Source organism: Nocardioides sp., from assembly GCF_014360585.1.
Lineage (GTDB): Bacteria > Actinomycetota > Actinomycetes > Propionibacteriales > Nocardioidaceae > Nocardioides.
Genome location: NZ_JACIXG010000001.1, coordinates 59,225 through 76,893 on the forward strand (window position 1 = coordinate 59,225; position 17,669 = coordinate 76,893).

The 17,669-nt window shown below is 69.1% G+C and carries 19 protein-coding genes; 9 read left to right on the top strand and 10 right to left on the bottom strand.

The window, feature by feature from the left end:
* The first annotated feature begins 4 nt into the window (after positions 1-4).
* A complete protein-coding gene (locus tag H5T77_RS00290; RefSeq protein ID WP_292643793.1) occupies positions 5-559 on the top strand; it encodes a hemerythrin domain-containing protein in 555 nt (184 codons plus the stop codon).
* A 12-nt stretch (positions 560-571) separates the two neighbouring features.
* On the opposite strand, the gene H5T77_RS00295 is transcribed toward H5T77_RS00290, so the two are convergent.
* On the bottom strand, positions 572-1,033 hold the full coding sequence (locus H5T77_RS00295; protein ID WP_292643795.1) for a DUF3817 domain-containing protein: 462 nt from the start codon (positions 1,031-1,033) through the stop codon (positions 572-574).
* A 64-nt stretch (positions 1,034-1,097) separates the two neighbouring features.
* On the opposite strand from H5T77_RS00295, the gene H5T77_RS00300 reads away from it, so the two are divergent.
* Complete coding sequence (locus tag H5T77_RS00300; protein WP_292643797.1) at positions 1,098-1,652, top strand: Dps family protein; 555 nt, start codon at positions 1,098-1,100, stop codon at positions 1,650-1,652.
* Positions 1,653-1,679: 27 nt separating this feature from the next.
* Here the strand turns inward: H5T77_RS00300 and H5T77_RS00305 are convergent, their stop codons facing one another.
* Genes H5T77_RS00305 through H5T77_RS00325 form a run of 5 tightly spaced genes read right to left on the bottom strand, consistent with a single transcriptional unit; the run spans position 1,680 to position 5,699 of the window.
* Positions 1,680-2,696: a DNA topoisomerase IB gene (locus H5T77_RS00305; protein ID WP_292643799.1), complete on the bottom strand. Its 1,017-nt coding sequence runs from the start codon at positions 2,694-2,696 to the stop codon at positions 1,680-1,682.
* A 10-nt stretch (positions 2,697-2,706) separates the two neighbouring features.
* Positions 2,707-2,928 (bottom strand): CDGSH iron-sulfur domain-containing protein, encoded by a 222-nt coding sequence (locus H5T77_RS00310; RefSeq protein WP_292643801.1) that lies wholly within the window; start codon positions 2,926-2,928, stop codon positions 2,707-2,709.
* Positions 2,925-3,860: an iron-containing redox enzyme family protein gene (locus tag H5T77_RS00315; protein ID WP_292643803.1), complete on the bottom strand. Its 936-nt coding sequence runs from the start codon at positions 3,858-3,860 to the stop codon at positions 2,925-2,927. Before H5T77_RS00315 ends, H5T77_RS00310 begins: the two co-directional genes overlap by 4 nt.
* A gap of 17 nt (positions 3,861-3,877) precedes the next feature.
* The gene (locus H5T77_RS00320) at positions 3,878-4,522 is read right to left on the bottom strand and encodes a methyltransferase (protein WP_292643805.1); all 645 of its coding nucleotides are present in this window, start codon (positions 4,520-4,522) and stop codon (positions 3,878-3,880) included.
* Positions 4,523-4,559: 37 nt separating this feature from the next.
* Positions 4,560-5,699 (bottom strand): carboxylate-amine ligase, encoded by a 1,140-nt coding sequence (locus H5T77_RS00325; RefSeq protein WP_292643807.1) that lies wholly within the window; start codon positions 5,697-5,699, stop codon positions 4,560-4,562.
* A gap of 35 nt (positions 5,700-5,734) precedes the next feature.
* Between H5T77_RS00325 and H5T77_RS00330 the strand changes: the two genes are divergently transcribed.
* The 3 genes from H5T77_RS00330 (at position 5,735) to H5T77_RS00340 (ending at position 8,386) form a co-directional block, all read left to right on the top strand.
* Positions 5,735-6,559 (top strand): class II glutamine amidotransferase, encoded by an 825-nt coding sequence (locus H5T77_RS00330; RefSeq protein WP_292643809.1) that lies wholly within the window; start codon positions 5,735-5,737, stop codon positions 6,557-6,559.
* Between the two features lie 338 nt (positions 6,560-6,897).
* Entirely contained in the window at positions 6,898-7,767 is an 870-nt protein-coding gene (locus H5T77_RS00335) for a glycoside hydrolase family 16 protein (RefSeq protein ID WP_292643811.1), read from the top strand.
* Between the two features lie 151 nt (positions 7,768-7,918).
* A complete protein-coding gene (locus H5T77_RS00340) occupies positions 7,919-8,386 on the top strand; it encodes a peptidoglycan-binding domain-containing protein (RefSeq protein WP_292643812.1) in 468 nt (155 codons plus the stop codon).
* Between the two features lie 158 nt (positions 8,387-8,544).
* On the opposite strand, the gene H5T77_RS00345 is transcribed toward H5T77_RS00340, so the two are convergent.
* A complete protein-coding gene (locus H5T77_RS00345) occupies positions 8,545-9,243 on the bottom strand; it encodes an NAD(P)H-dependent oxidoreductase (RefSeq protein WP_292643814.1) in 699 nt (232 codons plus the stop codon).
* 178 nt (positions 9,244-9,421) lie between these two features.
* Here H5T77_RS00345 and H5T77_RS00350 point away from each other — a divergent pair, with 178 nt between their 5' ends.
* Genes H5T77_RS00350 through rhaS form a run of 4 tightly spaced genes read left to right on the top strand, consistent with a single transcriptional unit; the run spans position 9,422 to position 14,097 of the window.
* Positions 9,422-10,948, top strand: coding sequence for a sugar ABC transporter ATP-binding protein (locus H5T77_RS00350; RefSeq protein ID WP_292643816.1), 1,527 nt, complete (start codon positions 9,422-9,424; stop codon positions 10,946-10,948).
* Positions 10,945-11,988: an ABC transporter permease gene (locus tag H5T77_RS00355; RefSeq protein WP_292643818.1), complete on the top strand. Its 1,044-nt coding sequence runs from the start codon at positions 10,945-10,947 to the stop codon at positions 11,986-11,988. Before H5T77_RS00350 ends, H5T77_RS00355 begins: the two co-directional genes overlap by 4 nt.
* Positions 11,985-13,064 (top strand): ABC transporter permease, encoded by a 1,080-nt coding sequence (locus H5T77_RS00360; RefSeq protein ID WP_292643820.1) that lies wholly within the window; start codon positions 11,985-11,987, stop codon positions 13,062-13,064. Before H5T77_RS00355 ends, H5T77_RS00360 begins: the two co-directional genes overlap by 4 nt.
* A 1-nt stretch (position 13,065) precedes the next feature.
* Complete coding sequence (rhaS, locus tag H5T77_RS00365) at positions 13,066-14,097, top strand: rhamnose ABC transporter substrate-binding protein (protein ID WP_292643822.1); 1,032 nt, start codon at positions 13,066-13,068, stop codon at positions 14,095-14,097.
* Positions 14,098-14,225: 128 nt separating this feature from the next.
* Here the strand turns inward: rhaS and H5T77_RS00370 are convergent, their stop codons facing one another.
* The 3 genes from H5T77_RS00370 to H5T77_RS00380 are packed head-to-tail and all read right to left on the bottom strand — an operon-like array spanning position 14,226 to position 17,406.
* Positions 14,226-15,077, bottom strand: coding sequence for a sugar phosphate isomerase/epimerase family protein (locus tag H5T77_RS00370; RefSeq protein ID WP_292643823.1), 852 nt, complete (start codon positions 15,075-15,077; stop codon positions 14,226-14,228).
* Positions 15,074-16,258, bottom strand: coding sequence for a dihydrodipicolinate synthase family protein (locus H5T77_RS00375; RefSeq protein ID WP_292643825.1), 1,185 nt, complete (start codon positions 16,256-16,258; stop codon positions 15,074-15,076). Before H5T77_RS00375 ends, H5T77_RS00370 begins: the two co-directional genes overlap by 4 nt.
* On the bottom strand, positions 16,255-17,406 hold the full coding sequence (locus tag H5T77_RS00380) for a Gfo/Idh/MocA family protein (RefSeq protein ID WP_292643826.1): 1,152 nt from the start codon (positions 17,404-17,406) through the stop codon (positions 16,255-16,257). The genes H5T77_RS00375 and H5T77_RS00380 overlap by 4 nt, the downstream gene beginning before the upstream one ends.
* Positions 17,407-17,669: the final 263 nt, after the last annotated feature.

Sequence of the window (17,669 nt, forward strand, 5' to 3'; positions counted from 1 at the left end):
TGCCGTGTCCGAAGACGTGACCGACCTGATCATGCAGGACCATCGGGAGGTGGAGAGTCTGTTCGAGAAGCTTCAGCGCGAGCCGGAGGTACGTGCCGGGTTGACCCCGGTCCTGGTGACGCTGCTGGCCGCCCACAGTCGTGCCGAGGAGGCCGAGGTCTACCCGGCCGCCCGTGACGAGGCGGGTGAGAAGGACGACGTCGCACACAGCCAGGAGGAGCACCTGCTGGCTGATCGTCTGCTCGGCGAGCTCTCCGAGTGCGATCCCTTTTCCGCGGCATACGAAAACAAGCTGTCCGAGGTCGTCGACGCGGTCACCCACCACGTCAAGGAGGAGGAGGAGACCGTGCTGCCGGGTCTTCGCGACCGACTCGACGACACGCGTCGCGCCGAGCTGGGCAAGGCCTTCCTGAAGAGCCGGCAGGAGCACCTCGGCGAGATGCCTCAGGACATCACCCGCGACGAGATGCGCCGCCAAGCCGCCAACGCGGACATCCCGGTCGGCGACAAGGACAAGCAGGCCCTACGCGAGGAGCTGGACCAGCACGCCGACAGCTGAGCGCTCCCAGGGTCAGCCGACCGGCGGCCCGACGACGAGCGCGACGGCCGTCAGCGCGGCGACGCTCGCCAGGCCCGCGGCCAGGCCGCGTACCGGGTTGTGGAGCAGCCAGGCCAGCGGACGCTCGAGCGGGCGGGTCGGCGACTCGTCGAGCAGTCGCCACGTCGGGGCGAGCAGGCCGCGGCGCGCCGCATGGCGCTCGAACCAGAGGGTGAGGAACGGTGGGATCGAGGACGCGAGACCAGCGATGAGTCGACCGGTCGACCATCGCTGGTCGATCGCGACCACGGTCGTGGTCACGCAGTAGGCGATGAACACGATCCCGTGCAGCATGCCGAAGATGCTGACCCCCAGCTCGGTGGTCTCGGTGACGTACTTCAGGAACATGCCGCCGAGCAGTCCGGCCCAGGTCACCGCCTCGGCGGTGGCGACGATCCGATAGAAGCGTGACGGCGAGCTGAGGAGTGGGGACACGGGGCAAGTTTATTCGCGCCCGTGTCCAGGCATTAATCGAGTCGCCAGGGGTACCGATCTCGACATGACGAACGACAAGCTGCACTACACGATCCCTGGCCTCGACGAGGATGCTGCCCGGACGATCATCGGCCTGCTGCAGTCTCGCCTTCACGCCGCCAACGACCTCCAGCTCACCCTCAAGCATGTGCACTGGAACGTCGTGGGCCCGCACTTCATCGCCGTGCACCAGATGCTCGATCCCCAGGTTGAAGCGGTGCGCGGGATGGCCGACGCTCTCGCCGAGCGCATCGCGACCCTCGGGGGTGCCCCGCGAGGCACCCCGGGTGCGCTCGTCGAGGAGCGTACGTGGAACGACTACAGCATCGGCAGGGCCACCACTCAGGAGCATCTCGCCGCGCTCGACGTCACCTACCAGGGCGTGATCGTCTCCTACCGGGAGGCGATCAAGGCCCTCGAGGACCTCGACGTGGTGACCCAGGACGTCTTGATCGGCCAGGTCGAGCAGCTCGAGCTCTTCCACTGGTTTGTCCGCGCCCACCTGGAGGACCAGGGTGGCCAGCTGCAGACCAGCGGCGAGTCCACGGAGGCCGGCGCGGCACGCGCCGCCCACGACTGAGGACGGAACCCGGGGCTCGACGGGGAGTCAGCGGTCCTGCGCCAGCAGACGCAGGACCGCACGCTCCGCCGCGGCTTGGCGCGCCTGCGGGTCGTCGCTCGCTCCTCTGCGTACCTGGATCGTCCGCCCCTGCTCGTGCAGCTCGAGCACCCGCGGGTCGACGTAGGAGCTGCGGGCCACCGCGGGAGTATTGCCGAGGTACTCCGCCACCTCCTTGATCGCGGCGACCTGCTGCTTGCGGCGCGACTTGGCCGTCGGGGTGGCCCGTTTCGCGGCTTCCGGGTCCTCGGACAGCGCGAGTGCGGCTAGCACGGTGGCGTGCCACGTGCGGAAGTCCTTCGCCGACACCTCCAAGCCGCTCACCTCGCGCATGTAGTCGTTGACCAGAGCCGGCGTCAGCCGCTGCCACCGCCGGCCCTGCTGATAGGCGAGGATCTCCTCGAAGCCGGCATGGCGGCGGCGCAGCTGGGCGACCGCCTCCACCGAGAGCGGGTCGTCGATGGTGATGGTGTGGTGGACACCGGACTTACCGGTGAAGTCGAAGACGTACGAGTCGCCTCGTCTGCGCACGTGGCGACGCCCCAGCGTCGTCAGGCCGAAGCCGCCGTTGTCGTCGGCGTAGGCGTCGCTGCCGATCCGGAAGCACCCCAGGTCCAGCAGGCGCAGCGCGAGGGCGGATGCCCGGTCGAGGTTCATCCCGGTGGTGGCGAGGTCCCGTTCCGTCCGCCGGCGTACGCGGGGCAGGACGGCCCCGAGCTCCAGGACCCGGTCGAACTTCTCCTGGTCACGCTTGGCGCGCCAGTCGGGGTGGTAGAGATACTGGCGGCGCCCGGCCTCGTCGGTCCCGACGGCCTGGAGGTGCCCGTTCTCGCGGGGACAGATCCAGACGTCCTCCCAGGCAGGCGGGATGGCGAGAGCGCGGACGCGCTCGATCGCATCATCAGGCAACCGGGTGCCGGACTCGTCGAGATACACGAAACCCCGGCCCGCCCGGCGGCGGGTCCACCCCGGCTCCTCCGCCGAGACCCGACGAAGCCGAACCACCTGGGGGCCCTCAGTCGGTGGTCTCGTCGCTGTCGCGTGCTCGCGCGGCCAGCAGGCGGTGCGTGCCGTCACACCACGGTTTGATCGCCGAACCACCGCACATGCACACGGCGCTGACCGGCCTGACCGTGTGGTGGATCTTTCCGTCGGCATCCTGGACCTTGTGCTTCCCGCGCAGCAGCATCGGCCCCGCAGGGCACATCACGATCGAAGCGTGCTCGAAGTCGGTCATGACACACCCCATCGGGTGAGCATCGCCCGGGCGTACCGAGCCTCCAGGTCGAGACTGGTGAAGGCGCCGAGGAGCAGATTGTCGCGCTCGATCGGCTCCTCGTCCAAGAAGGCTCCACAGACGTCGCGCACGGCGACCTGCTCGTGGGCGGCGTCGGCCTCGACGTGCTCGTCGTAGTAGGCAGCCATCTCCTCTGGGAAGTCCAGGCGACGCAACCCTTGGGCGAGCTGCCGTGACGGCACCGAGCTCGTCATCTCGAACGCGGCGAAGTGGCCGAGGGCCGCCGCCCGCAGCCGACGATGCAGCCCGAACAGCGACTGCGCGTTGTTCATCGCCAGGATCTCGACAGGCGCCTCGTCGACGTAGCAGGCGTGTTCTGAACGCAGCCCGACCGCCTCCAGGCCACAGCGGAACAGATGGTGGTGCAGCCGGTTCGGGTCGCCGTCGCCGTACTCGTCGAACAGGATCTCCATCAGCGCGGCCTTGGGCCTGGTCTCGAGGCGCGGGACGACCCAGCTGGTGGGATCGGTCTCCTTGAGGTGGTAAAGGGAGCGGTGCTGCAGGAGCTCGAGCACCTGCTCCCGATCCGCCCGGCGCTGCACGAACCGTGCCAACGACGGGCTGTCGTGCTTGTCGACCAGGTCGGTCAGGCCCAGCTCGCTGTCCTCACGCAAGGGGCTCTGCTCCCAGCGCCGACGCAGCTCGGCCTCGAACGACCTCTCCAGACCACGGCGCACACGCAGCAGGTCCGGGTCCCACTCCAGGTCGGGATCGACTTCGTCGAAACCGCGGTAGTGGAGCTCGTAGAGAGCCCACAGCGCGATCTGCGCGTCCTCCTCGGACTCCGGAGCCGACTCCAGGCTCTCGGTCGCGCCGCTCTGCAGCGCGGTGAAAACAGCAGCACTCAACGTGCCGCGCGACTTCGGCAGCATCTCCACCCACCTTCCCCTCAGGCCGTTCGGTACCCGGCGTCCGCGCCGGCCATGCTCGCCGCCCGGGTGAGGTGGACGAGCACTCCTTCGCCCGGTGAGTCACGGACCTCCTGGATCGTCAGACCGCTGCCCTCGACCATATCCGGCAGACGATCGGCCTGCTCGGCCGTGCCGAGCTGCAGGACGGCCGAGCCGCCGGGGGAGAGGTGCCGGGCGGTCGCCGTCAGGCACGCCTCGGCGACGAACATCCCATCGGCCCCGCCGTCGATGGCCGTCCGTGGGTCCTCGGGGTAACGCTCGACCTGCGCCGTCGGGACCCACGGCGGATCGGCTATCACCAGGCAGTAGCGCTCGTCCGGGGCGAGCGCGTTCTCGATGCTGCCCTCGCGTACGTCGACCAGATGGCTGAGCCCGGCGCGGTCGGCGTTGGCCCGGTTGAACGCGCATGCGGCCGGGTTCGCGTCGACGCACACCAGCGGGCGCCCGGCCATCGCGGCCGCGAGGAGGCCGATCTGGCCGGCGCCGGAGCAGAGCTCGAGCATCGGCCCGTCCGGCAGGCCGGCCGACAGCTCGGCCGCCCATTCGGACTGACGGGCGGTCCAGGTACGCGGGGTGAGCACGCGATCGTCGTAGTCGATGTCGAGATGACCGAATCGGATCATGACAGCGAGTATCTCCTGTTCTGGTCGGGTCGGAGGGTCAGGAGAGCTCGGCAAGCCGGACGACGGCGCCGGGGAGCTCGCCCTCCTCGGCGAGGATCCGGCGCTGGGTCGAGGAGCCGGTCCCGCGGGTGAAGACCCGGTCGATGCCCGTCTCGACACGGGCGAGGTCCCCGGTCTCGCGCAGTGCCGGGGAGACGTGCTCGACCAGAGTCTCGACCACCTCGCGCGCCGGCCTCGGCCGGTGGGTCCGCCGGTCGAGCAGATCACCGGTGATCCCGTGCTTCCCAGCCTGCCACATGGCGAGCCGGAGCACCGCGACCGAAACCGGATCGGCCGGCTGACCCTGTGCCCACTCCTTGGCCGCGGTGTCGACCAGCGCTCGCGCCAGCGCCGCGATGAGGACGGTGTCGCGAGGATCCAGACAGACGTCGGCTACCCGGACCTCGAGGGTCGGGTAGTGGCGCGACGGGCGGGCATCGAAGTAGGCCATCCCCTCGTCCAGAGGGACTCCGGTGTCGACGAGCAGACGCAGGTGGTCGAGGTAGGCCTGGCTGCTGCCGAAGATCTCGGTCGGTCCATTGGTCGGCCAACGTGTCATCGCCTGGGATCGGTAGCTCTGGTAGCCCGAGTCCTCGCCCTGCCAGAACGGTGAGTTGGCGCTCACCGCGAGCAGCACGGGCAGCCAGGTGCGGATCCGGTCGAGGGCCCCCACTGCCTCGTCGTCGGAGTCGACCGAGACATGCACGTGGCAGCCGCAGGTGAGCTGCTCGCTGGCCGTCAGCCCGAACTGCTCGGTGATCGCCGCGTAGCGCTCGTCGTCGAAGGTCTGGGGGCGCACCGGCAGCGGGGTCGTGCCGCTGGCCAGGATCAGCGCGCCCACCTCGGCCGCGGCAGCGCGGGACTTGTCGCGCCACTGCCGCAGGTCCATCTCGAGCAACCCGAGGTGCTCCTCCGGTGGAGTGTCGGTCTCGACCTGCTGCTCCTGCATCTCGGGCCCCACCGAACCGCCGGCCTCGCCGGCATCGGTCTCGGTGTCGCCGCGGCGGCTGGCCACCCGCAGCACCTCGCTGGCCACCGATCGCGGGACACCGGTCTGAGCGTCGACGAGGAGGAGCTCCTCCTCGACCCCGACTGTCCGGACCTGGTCATGGGTACTGCTCGAAGAGCGTGTATTCACCGCTCGCACCTTTCTCTGGAAGGAGTTACCAGACGATGTGTCGTCTTTTCGGATATGTGTCCGACTCTCCCTGTGCCGTTGCCGATCTGCTCGGAGAGGAGGGGCTGGAGGCGTTCACCTCGCTCACCGCCGTGCATTCCGACGGTTGGGGGATGGCATGGCGCACGCCCGAGGGCACGTGCACGACGAGCTCGCCGCGTTCGGCTGATGTCGACCCGACCTATCGCAGGCTTGTGGAGGCTCCGCTCTCGCACGCCGGGTTCGTGCACCTGCGCTGGGCGACCGGTGGGCTCGACGTACGTCCGGAGAACACCCACCCCTTCTTGACCGACGGGGCCGCGTTCGCGCACAACGGCCACGTCTCCCCGATCGCCGATCTCGAGGCGCTGCTCACCCCGGAGTCCCGCGAGCGGCTGCGGGGCGACACCGACAGCGAGCGCTACTTCCACTTCGTGCACCAGAACGTCGAGCAGTGTGGCGACGAGGCCGAGGGAGTCAACCGAGCTCTGGCCACGCTGGTCCAGAAGTTCCCGCGATGCAGCTTGAACGCGCTGATGCTCACCCGGACTCACATGTTCGCGATCCACATCAACTCGCGTGCCGACTCGCCCCTGCGTGCGTTGCGTCGCCTCTTCGACGACGAGGGCGAGATCCCGCCCCGACACACCACGGAGTACTTCGCGATGGACTACCGCAGGACTGACCGCGGTCTCGAGATCGTCTCCAGCGGTCTCGGACAACCCGGGTGGACCCCGGTGCCCGCGGACACCGCGGTGATGGTCGATCTGGCCACCCGGGAAGTCACCAGGTTGGATCCGATCGCGCAGCTCGGCGCCGACGCGATGCCGGCCCGCGACTGACGACGGGGCGTCGCCGACCTGGTGTGGGGTGGGTTCGGCCATGCCCAGAGGTACCCCGTCCGGAGCAGTTTCATTCTGAGCCGTACGCAGGGGCGGCGCCCGCTGTCACCGTGCAGGCGGCTGGCCAGATAACCGGCCCGGCTGCTGGTCTGGTCGTCGGTGTCGGTCATCGACTCGCTCCCGGTCCGGAGTGCGGCGGCTCGGGTACGTCCTTGAAGAGGAGCCATCCGCATCGAGCGGGATCTCGCGGTGATCGGACGTCGCCGGCCGCTTCCGTTCCGCCGACGAGCCAGCAACAGTAAGGTCTCCTTACAAATAACCCCATAAAGGAGCGTTCGATGCGTAGCTCGAGGATCCGCACCATCCGCACCACACTCACCGTGACCGCCGCACTGGCTCTCGTCCTGGTCGCCCCGCTGGCAGCACCGGGCGCCGTGCCCAGCCCGGACGCCGACGGCGCAACCACCCGTACCGGAGACGTCGAGGCGGCCGCCCTGACCTGGTCCGACGAGTTCGACGGGCCCGCTGGCAGCGCCCCCAACGCCGCCAGCTGGAACCTCGAGACCGGAGGCGGGGGCTGGGGCAACAACGAGCTGCAGACCTACACCGACTCCCGCGACAACTCCGCGCTCGACGGCAACGGAAACCTGGTCATCACCGCCCGCCAGAGCGGGAACGGCTACACCTCGGCCCGGCTCACCACCAAGGGCAAGGTCCAGCCGAAGTTCGGGCGCCTGGAGGCGCGGATCCAGATTCCGCGCGGCCAGGGGATCTGGCCGGCGTTCTGGATGCTGGGCGGCCAGTTCCCGAACACGCCGTGGCCGAACGCCGGCGAGATCGACATCATGGAGAACGTCGGCTACGAGCCCCACCTGGTCCACGGCACCCTGCACGGTCCGGGATACTCCGGCGGCAACGGCATCACCGGGCAGTACATGCACCCGCAGGGCTGGTCCTTCGCCGACACCTTCCACACCTTCGCCATCGACTGGCGGCCCGGCTCGATCACCTGGTCCGTCGACGGGGTCGCCTACCAGACCTTCACCACGGCCAACACCGGCGCCAACCCCTGGGTCTACGACCAGCCGTTCTTCTTCATCCTCAACGTCGCGGTCGGTGGCAACTGGCCCGGTAACCCCGACGGCACGACCCAGTTCCCGCAGAGCATGGTCGTGGACTACGTACGCGTCTACGACTCACAGCTCTGAGCGACCTCGATGGGTGCGGGGCGTCCGGGCCGTCCCGCACCGGTCGCTCGGGCCGAACGAACCGGCGACTACGGGTTTGGTACGGGCACGGGATCTCGTCCGGACCTGTCAACCTGAGCCGTCCGATTCACCCTTCGTCACAGGAGGAACGTTGCTCAGGTCATTGATCCAGAAGCTCACGTTCGTGCTCGCCGCGCTGGCCGCGGTGGGGGCGACATTCGTGTTCAGCTCGCCACCGGCTTCCGCTGCCGGTGTGTGCGACGGCAGCGCCAGCGGGTGGGTGTACAACAACTACAACTACCGGATGGCGATGGTGAAGGACGCCGACAACGGGAACACGCCGCTGTGCTACCTGAACCCGGGCCACCGAGGCGCTGCCGTCAAGACCCTTCAGCGTGCGCTGAACCGGTGCTACGGCCGCAGCCTCGAGGTCGACGGGATCTACGGCGAGGCCACCAAGGCCGCGGTGAAGGTGGCGCAGGGTCGCCACGGGCTCTTCAAAGATGGCCTGTTCGGCCCGAACACCAGCCGAGCGATGACCTGGCCTTGGAACGACGACATCAGGTACCGCGGCTGCGAGACCCGCGCAGCGGCGAACTTCAAGTGGGTCTGGGTCTGAGCGGCCGCGCTCGGATTCCTGGCTACGACGGTTCCTAGGCCCCACCGCGGACCAAGGAACCGGATCACGGCGCGTTCGTCGTGACGCACCCGGGCACGCACGCCTTGTCCTCGAGGAGGGCGTCGGCGAGCACTGCCCGGGTGCACTTCAGTGGTCGATCAACTCTCGCGGTGGGCGCTCAGCCCGTCCTCCCCGGGCGCGACCGAGTCGTGGAGCCTGATTGTGTGGTCGTAGTGGGTCTCGGTCATCGGCAGGTAGTCGATCCGGGGCTCCGCCATCACGCCCTCGAGGCGTACCCGCAGCTCCTCCTCGATCCGGGCCATGGCCTGGGCGTCGAGGTCGTCGGCGGTGGTGATCAGGTGCGGGCGCAGCGGGTCCATGCCGGTGTACCAGAAGGTGCCGTGCAGCAGCGGCCACAGGACGTCCTCGATGTCGCCGCTGATCCCGCGCGGTCCGAGGGTCGCGGCCCGGTCTCCGGCGGTGACGACGGTCAGCGCGCGCTTGCCGGCCAGGCCGCCCTTGCCGTACTTGAGCGGCTTGCCGGTCTCCGGGTCCGGTACGTCGAAGGCGAATCCCGACTCGAAGACCCGGTCGATCCAGCCCTTGAGGATGGCCGGTACCGAGTACCACCACAGCGGGAACTGGACGACCAGTAGATCGGCTCGTCTGAGGCGGTCCTGGTGGCGACGTACGTCAGCGTCGCCACGCTCCACCAGGAGTGGATTGAAACCTTCACGATAGAGATCGATCTCGTCGACGCTCCAGCCGGCCGCGCCGAGCGCGCTCACGCCCACCTCCCGCAGTCGACCGTTGAGCGATGACGCGTGCGGATGTGCCCATACCCAGAGTGCGTGCATGGGCCTCTCAACGCTGCCTGACGCGGTGAGATTCCCCTCCGGCGGTGGGCGGTCGATCCCGCCGCCCGAGGACAAAGTCCGAACCTTGCTCAAATTAGCGGCCGAAGAGTGTTGACGTATGTGATTGCCATCACTAGCGTAAACCAGGCTTGAAACCTTTCAATTCGAGGAGCTGCCCATGCCGGACACACCCGCCGCACTGGAGCTGCGGGACGTGGCCAAGTCGTTCGGCCCCGTACGCGCTCTCCGGACCGGAAGCCTTAGGGTCGAGGCCGGATCCATCCACGCGCTCGTGGGGGAGAACGGTGCCGGGAAGTCGACCCTGGTCAAGATCGTCGCCGGGCTCTACCGCCGCGACGCCGGCGACTACCTGCTCGCCGGGGAGCAGGTCGACTTCCGCAACACCGCAGACGCCAAGCAGGCCGGCGTCGCGGTCATCTACCAGGAGCCGACCCTCTTCCCCGACCTCTCGGTCACCGAGAACATCTTCATGGGGCGCCAGCCGACCAACCGCTGGGGCAAGATCGACCGCGCCGCGATGCGCACCGAGGTCGTCGAGCTCTTCGCCAGGCTCGGCGTCCCCATCGAGCCCGACCGTCCGACCGAGGGCCTCTCGATCGCCGACCAGCAGCTGATCGAGATCGCCAAGGCGCTCTCGCTCGATGCCAAGGTCCTGATCATGGACGAGCCGACCGCGGCGCTGTCCGGCAACGAGGTCGACCGGCTGATGACCGTGGCGCGCACGCTGCGCGACCAGGGCTGCGCAGTCGTCTTCATCTCGCACCGGTTCGACGAGGTGTTCGCGCTGTGCGACACGATCACGGTGATGCGCGACGGCGCCTACATCTCCACCGACCCCATCTCGGCCGTCACCGAGGACGAGATCGTCCAGCGGCTGGTCGGGCGCGAGGTCTCCAACCTCTACCCGAAGCTCGAGGCCACCGTCGGCAAGCCCATGCTCGAGGTCAAGGGCCTCACCCGCACCGGCCTGTTCCACGACATCAGCCTCACCGTCCGCGAAGGTGAGATCGTCGGCCTGGCCGGCCTCGTCGGTGCCGGACGCAGCGAGGTGGCGCAGGCGATCTTCGGGGTCGACCCCTACGAGAGCGGCGAGGTCATTCTCGACGGCCGGCCGGTCCCGCCGGGAGAACCGAGACGGGCGATAGAGATGGGTCTGGCGTTCGTCCCCGAGGACCGTCGTCAGCACGGTCTCGTCCTGGACGCGCCGATCTCGCGCAACATCACCCTGCCGACGAGCGGCCGGCTCGCCCGCACCGGGCTGATCAGCACCGGCATCGAGAACCGTTCGGCCGCCGACTGGGCCGCGCGGCTCGAGGTCAAGGCCGCGACGCTGGACACGGTTGCCGGCACCCTCTCGGGCGGCAACCAGCAGAAGGTCGTCCTGGCCAAGTGGCTCTCGACCCAGCCGAAGGTGCTGATCATCGACGAGCCCACCCGAGGCATCGACGTCGGCACCAAGTCCGAGGTCCACCGGCTGCTGTCGACGCTGGCCCAAGAGGGCCTCGCGATCCTGATGATCTCCTCCGAGCTCCCCGAGGTGCTCGGTATGGCCGACCGCGTGATCGTCCTCAGCGAGGGTCACCAGACGGCCGAGCTGAGCCGCGAGGAGGCGACCCCCGAGGCCGTCATGCGCGCGGCGACGGCCCACCACTCCACCACCCTGAACGTCAGCGAGGCATCATGACCACCACGCTCGACGCGCCCGCCCCCGCCGCGCCGCAGCCCCGTAACCGAGCCGCCGGTCGGCTGACCTCGCTCCTGAAGCAGCGCGAGACCGGCATCGCCATCGCCTTCGTCGCCCTGCTCGTGGTGACCACGGCGGTGAACCCCAACTTCCTGTTCAGCACGGACGGCTGGCGCGACCTCACCCTGACCCCCGCGATCCTCGTCTGCCTGGCGATCGGCCAGGCGATGGTGATCGTCACCCGCAACGTCGACCTCAGCGTCGGCTCGACGCTCGGGCTGACGGCGTACCTCGCCGGGCGGCTCTTCCTCGACACCGGCCTCCCGGTGATCGTCGTCGTCCTGATCGCCGTCGCCGCGGGTGCCGTGCTCGGCCTGATCAACGGGGTCCTGGTCGCCTTCGCCAAGGTGCCGGCGCTGGTCATCACCCTCGGCACGCTCTACATCTACCGCGGCATCATGCTCGAATGGGCCGGCAGCGACCGGATCAACGCCTCCGACATCCCGCCCGGGCTGCTCGACTTCGGCACCGGATCCTTCCTGTTCATCCCCAACCTCGCCTGGATCTCGCTCGCGCTGCTGGCCGCCGCGATCTACCTGATGCGCTCGACCCGCGTCGGCCGCGAGTTCTACGCGATCGGCTCCGACCCCGCCGCCGCCACCCTCTACGGGCTGCGCGACAAGCGCCGGGTCCTGCAGGCGTTCGCCACCTCGGGTGCGCTCGCCGGCCTCGCCGGGATCCTGTACGTCTCTCGCTACGGCACCATCAGCTCCGGTGTCGGACAGGGCATCGAGCTCGAGGCGGTCGGCGCCGCGGTCGTCGGTGGCGTGGCCATCTTCGGTGGCAGCGGCACGGTCCTCGGGGCAGCCCTCGGGGCGTACCTCCTCACCACCATCAACCGGGCGCTTCCGGTCCTGGGCATCCCCGACTTCTGGCAGCAGGCCGTCGTCGGCGCGCTGATCATCGGCGCGATCGTCCTGGACCGCTACTTCGCCCGCCGTCAGCACGACAAGCTCCTCGCAGAGAGGGAAGAGGCATGAGTCTGCTCGCCGAAAAGGTCGAGCCGCGGACGTACGCCGCCCACGCCAAGCCGTGGTGGCAGCGCACCCTGATGACCAGGGACGCGGCGATCATCGCCCTGCTCGTGGTGGTGTGGACGTACGCGTCGATCGTGATCCTCAACTTCTCCGACCCGATCACGGTCTACTTCCTGGTCCTGGACATCACGCCGATCCTGCTGATCGCGCTGCCGATGACGCTGATCATCATCACCGGCGAGATCGACCTCTCCGTGGCGAGCGTCGTCGGGCTCTCCAGCGTCCTGTTCGGGGTGCTGCACCGCGAGGGCGTGCCGATGGTCGCCGCGATGGTGCTGGCCCTGCTCGCCTGCGCGGTCGCGGGAGCGTTCAACGGGGTGCTCGTCACCCGATTCGGGCTGCCGTCGCTGGCCGTCACGATCGGCACGATGGCGCTCTTCCGCGGCATCGCCGTCGGCGCGCTCGGCACCACGGCGATCACCGACTGGCCCGACGCCTGGGGTGACGTCGTACAGGCCCGGATCGGCGACAGCCAGATCCCGCTGATGACGGTTCCGCTGGTCGTCCTGATCGTGATCTTCGCCGTGGTCCTGCACTTCACGCCCTTCGGCCGCGGCATCTTCGCCGCCGGTCTCAGCAAGGACGCGGCTCGCTTCTCGGGCGTCAACGTCGACCGTACGAAGCTGATCCTGTTCACGCTCAGCGGGCTGGTCTCGGGGCTGGCGGGCATCTACTTCACGCTGCGCTACGGCAGCGCGCGGGGCGACAACGCCACCGGTCTGGAGCTCCAGGTCGTGGCGGCGGTGCTGCTCGGCGGGGTGTCCATCTTCGGTGGCCGCGGGGCCATCCCCGGGGTCATCGCCGGCGTCGTCCTGATCGGCACGATCGGCAGCGCGCTGCGCCTCGACGGTCTCAGCGCCAACATCATCCAGATCATCACCGGCGTACTTCTCATCGCAGCGGTCATCGCGGCCAGCGTCCTCGGCTGGACCGGTCGCATCGTCGGCACCTATCGCCGACACCACAGCTCGGAAGAACCATCCTCAAAGCAGTCTCCTGAAAGAAAGCGGAGTGAGTGACATGACCAGCAAGTTCCGACGCGCAGGCAGTGCCGTCGCCATCGTTGCGGCCCTCGGCCTCGCCCTGTCCGCCTGCGGTGGCGGGAGCGACAGCGGCAGCGATGGTGAGGGTGGCAGCGACACCAGCAGCATCACCTTCATCCCCAAGAACCTCGGCAACCCCTACTTCGACGCCTCCGACAAGGGCGGCAAGAACGCCGCGAAGGAGATCGGCACGAAGTGGTCGCAGGTCGGCCCGACCGAGTCGACCCCCGACTCCCAGGTCAGCTTCATCAACACCGCGACCCAGCAGCGCGCCGGCGCGCTCGTGGTCTCCGCCAATGACCCGACCGCCATCGGAGACGCCCTCGAGGAGGCCCGCAACGCCGGCACCAAGGTCGTCACGATGGACTCCGACACCGAGCCGCAGTTCCGCGACATCTTCGTCAGTCAGGCCGACGCCGCCGGCATCGCCAAGAGCCAGGTCGAACTGATCGCCGAGCAGATCGGTGGAAAGGGCGAGATCGCGGTCCTCTCCGCGGCGGCCAACGCCACCAACCAGAACGAGTGGATCAAGCTGATGGAGGAGGAGCTGACCGCCAACCACCCCGACATCAAGCTCGTCCAGACCGTCTACGGTGACGACGACGACCAGAAGTCGTTCGACAAGACCGCCGGTCTGCTTCAGTCCCACCCGAACCTCAAGGGCATCATCAGCCCGACCACGGTGGGCATCGCCGCGGCCGCGCGCTACCTGTCCGACTCGCAGTACAAGGGCAAGGTCGCGCTGACCGGTCTCGGCACCCCGAACCAGATGCGGGAGTACATCAAGGACGGCACCGTGAAGTCCTTCGCCCTGTGGGACCCCGAGCAGCTCGGCTACCTGTCCGCGTACGCCGCCGACGCGCTCGCCTCCGGTGACATCGAGGGCAAGGAGGGCGACAAGTTCGAGGCCGGTGACCTCGGGGAGTACACCGTCGGTGCCGACGGCGTCGTCGTCCTGGGGGAGCCGACAGTCTTCGACGAGTCGAACATCGACGACTTCGACTTCTGAGCGATCCCACCACGTGTAACACGCTGTTCGTAGGTCTACTCGCCCGTTATAACGACCGGATAGTCCTACGAACGACGTGTTACACGCAAGCGCCGCCGAGCTGTGAGAGCAGCTCGGCGGCGTTTTTCTCACAGGTGAGGCAGCACGAGGTCGCGGTAGCGCTGCGCCATGGTGGCCAGCACGTCGTCGGGGTCGCCGGCCCAGATCGCCTCGTTGAAGATCTCGACCTCGACGTCGCCGGTGTAGCCGGTCGCGGCGACCATCCGCGTGATCGGTGCGAAGTCGATGACCCCGTCGCCCATCATCCCGCGCGCCAGCAGCGCGTCGGCGGGGATCGGCAGGTTGAAGTCGCAGACCTGGTACGCCGCGACCCGGCCCTCCGCGCCGGCCCGCTCGATCTGGGCCGCGAGGTCGGGGTCCCAGAAGACGTGGAAAGTGTCCACGACGACCGCGACCGCGTCGACCGGGTGCGGTGCGGCCAGATCGAGCGCCTGGCCGAGGGTCGAGATGACCGCCCGGTCGGCGACGTACATCGGGTGCAGCGCCTCCAGGACCAGCTTCACGCCGTGGTCGCGGGCGTACGGTGCCAGCTCGGCGAGCCGCTCGGCGACCCGCTCCCGGGCACCGGCCAGATCCAGATCGCCCTCGGGGAGGCCGCCGACGACCATCACCAGCGTGTCGGTGCCCAGCGTGGCGGCCTCGTCGACCGCCCGCTTGTTGTCCTCGAGGGCGCCGGCGATCCCGGCCTCGTCGGAGGCCGTCAGGAAGCCGCCGCGGCAGAGCGAGGAGATGCGCAGCCCGGCGTCGCGTACGAGCTTGGCGGCCTTCTCCACCCCGGCCTCGTGCACGCGGTCGCGCCACAGCCCCAGGCCGGGGATGCCGGCACGAGCCGCACCGTCGACGGCCTCGGCGAGGGTCCAGGAGTTGGTGGTCTTGGTGTTGAGCGAGAGGCGTTCCAACCCGGTGATGCTGTCGGTCACTGGTCGACTCCTTGCACGGTGAGGAAGGCGCGCATGCGTGCGGCCGCGAGGTCGGGGCTGGTCAGCAGGCCGGCCGCGTCGGCCAGCCGGAAGACCTCGACCAGATGGGGCACCGAGCGACCGGCGTGCAGGCCGCCGGCCATCGAGAATCCGGGCTGGTGCCCACCCAGCCAGGAGAGGAACGCGATCCCGGTCTTGTAGTAGTAGGTCGGCGCCTCGAAGATCTTCCGGCCGAGCGCCTGGGTGCTCTCCAGCAGCTCGCGTGCGCCCTCGCGATCCCCGTCGTCGAGCGCCTGCAGCGCGGCCGAGGCGGCCGGGTAGATGGCGGCGAAGATGCCGAGCAGGGCGTGCGAGAACTCGCCCTCCCCGGTTCCCTCGCCGACGATCAGCTCGGGATAGTTGAAGTCGTCCCCCGTGTAGAGCCGTACGCCGCCGGGCAGCGCCCGGCGCAGCCCGACCTCGTGCTCGGCGTCGAGGAGCGAGACCTTGACGCCGTCCACCTTGCCGGCACGGGCCCGGATGACGTCGAGGAAGGTCTCGGTCGCCTCCGCGACCGAGGAGGAGCCCCAGTAGCCCGCCAGCGCCGGGTCGAACATGTCGCCCAGCCAGTGCAGGATCACCGGGCCCTCGGCCTCGTCGAGGAGGGTGGCGTAGACCTCGGCATAGTCCTCGGGGCTGCGGGCGACCCGGGCGAGTGCGCGCGAGGCCATCACGATCGTGGTCGCGCCGTTGTCGGCGACCACCTTCATCTGCTCGCGGTAGGCGTCGATGACGGTGGCCAGACCGGCCCTGCCCTCGGGGACGGCGTCGAGGGCGAGCTGGTCGGTGCCGGCGCCGCAGGCGATCGACCCGCCGACGGTGGCCGCCTCGGCGGCCGATCGGCGGATCAGCTCGGCCGCGGCGGTCCAGTCGAGCCCCATCCCGCGCTGCGCGGTGTCCATCGCCTCGGCGACGCCGAGACCGTAGGACCACAGCTCGTGCCGGTAGGCCAGGGTGCGGTCCCAGTCGATGTCCGCCGGGGCGCCGGGCACGTTCTCCGCCAGCGTGCGGGGGACGACGTGGGCGGCGGCGTAGGCGGTGCGGGAGGTGAACGGCGCCCTCGGCTTCGTCCACGCCCTGGGGGCCGCGAGCGTGTGGAGCTCGGTGCCGCCGTCGGGCAGCGGGAGGCGTACGGAGGTCACAGCCGGATCTCTCCCAGCACGACGCGGCGGCCCTCGGCCGAGGAGGCGAGTCCGGCCTCGGCGAGCCTGACTCCGCGCACGCCCGCCATGAAGTCGTAGGGGTGGTCGCCGTCGCCCTCGACGTAGCGGATGAACTGCTCCCACTGGGCCTTGAAGCCGTTGTCGAAGGGCTGGTTGTCGGGCACCTCGTTCCACAGCTCCCGGAACTGGATCGACTCGACCAGGTCGGGGTTCCAGACCGGCTTCGGGGTCAGGTTGCGGTCCTGGGTGACGCAGTGGTGCAGGCCGGCGACGGCGGAGCCGTGGGTGCCGTCGACGTGGAACTCCACCAGCTCGCCGCGGTTGACCCGGGTGGCCCACGAGGAGTTGATCTGCGCGACGATCCCGCCCTCGAGCTCGAAGATGCCGTACGCGGAGTCGTCGGCGGTCGCGGCGTACGAGCTGCCCTTCTCGTCCCAGCGCTCGGGGATGTGGGTGACAACCTTGGCGGTGACGGCCTCGACCTTGCCGAAGAGGTTCTCCAGGACGTAGTTCCAGTGGGGGAACATGTCCATGGTGATGCCGCCGCCGTCCTCCTTGCGGTAGTTCCAGCTCGGCCGCTGGGAGGGCTGCAGGTCGCCCTCGAAGACCCAGTAGCCGAACTCGCCGCGCACGCTGAGGATGCGGCCGAAGAACCCGGACTCGACCAGGCGGCGGAGCTTGAGCAGGCCCGGGAGGTAGAGCTTGTCGTGGACGACGCCGCTCTTCACGCCCGCGTCGGCCGCCAGGCGGGCCAGGCGCAGCGAGCCCTCGACGTCGTCGGCGATCGGCTTCTCGGTGTAGACGTGCTTGCCGGCCGCGACCGCCTTGGTGATGGCGGGCTCACGGACGCCGGTCAGCTGGGAGTCGAAGTAGACGGTGTCCTCGGAGTTGGCGAGGGCCTCGTCGAGGTCGGTGGTCCAACGGTCCAGGCCATGCTCCTTGGCGATGTCCTGGAGCTTCTCGGCATTGCGCCCGACCAGGATCGGGTCGGGGAGGATCCGGGTGCCGTCGGAGAGCTCGACGCCGCCCTGCGCCTGGATCGCCAGGATGCTGCGCACCAGATGCTGGCGGTAGCCCATGCGTCCGGTGACGCCGTTCATGATGATGCCGAGCCGTCGTGTGGCCATGTGAGGGTTCCTCGTCTGCTGGAGAGCCGTATGGGAAAGCGCTTTCCGATACGGTAGGACAGATGTGACGCCCGTCGCAAGAGCGTGATCCGTCCTGCCAATCGCCGACTCGGCGCATCTGTCTCAGCCAGGAACGTCGAGTCGGCGCGTTCTGACCCGGAATCTGGCCGAGTCGTCGCATCCTGACCGAGAAATCTGCCGAGTCGGCTCGTTATGACGCGCCGACTCGGCGCGACATCTCGTCAGTTTGCGCCGACTCGGCG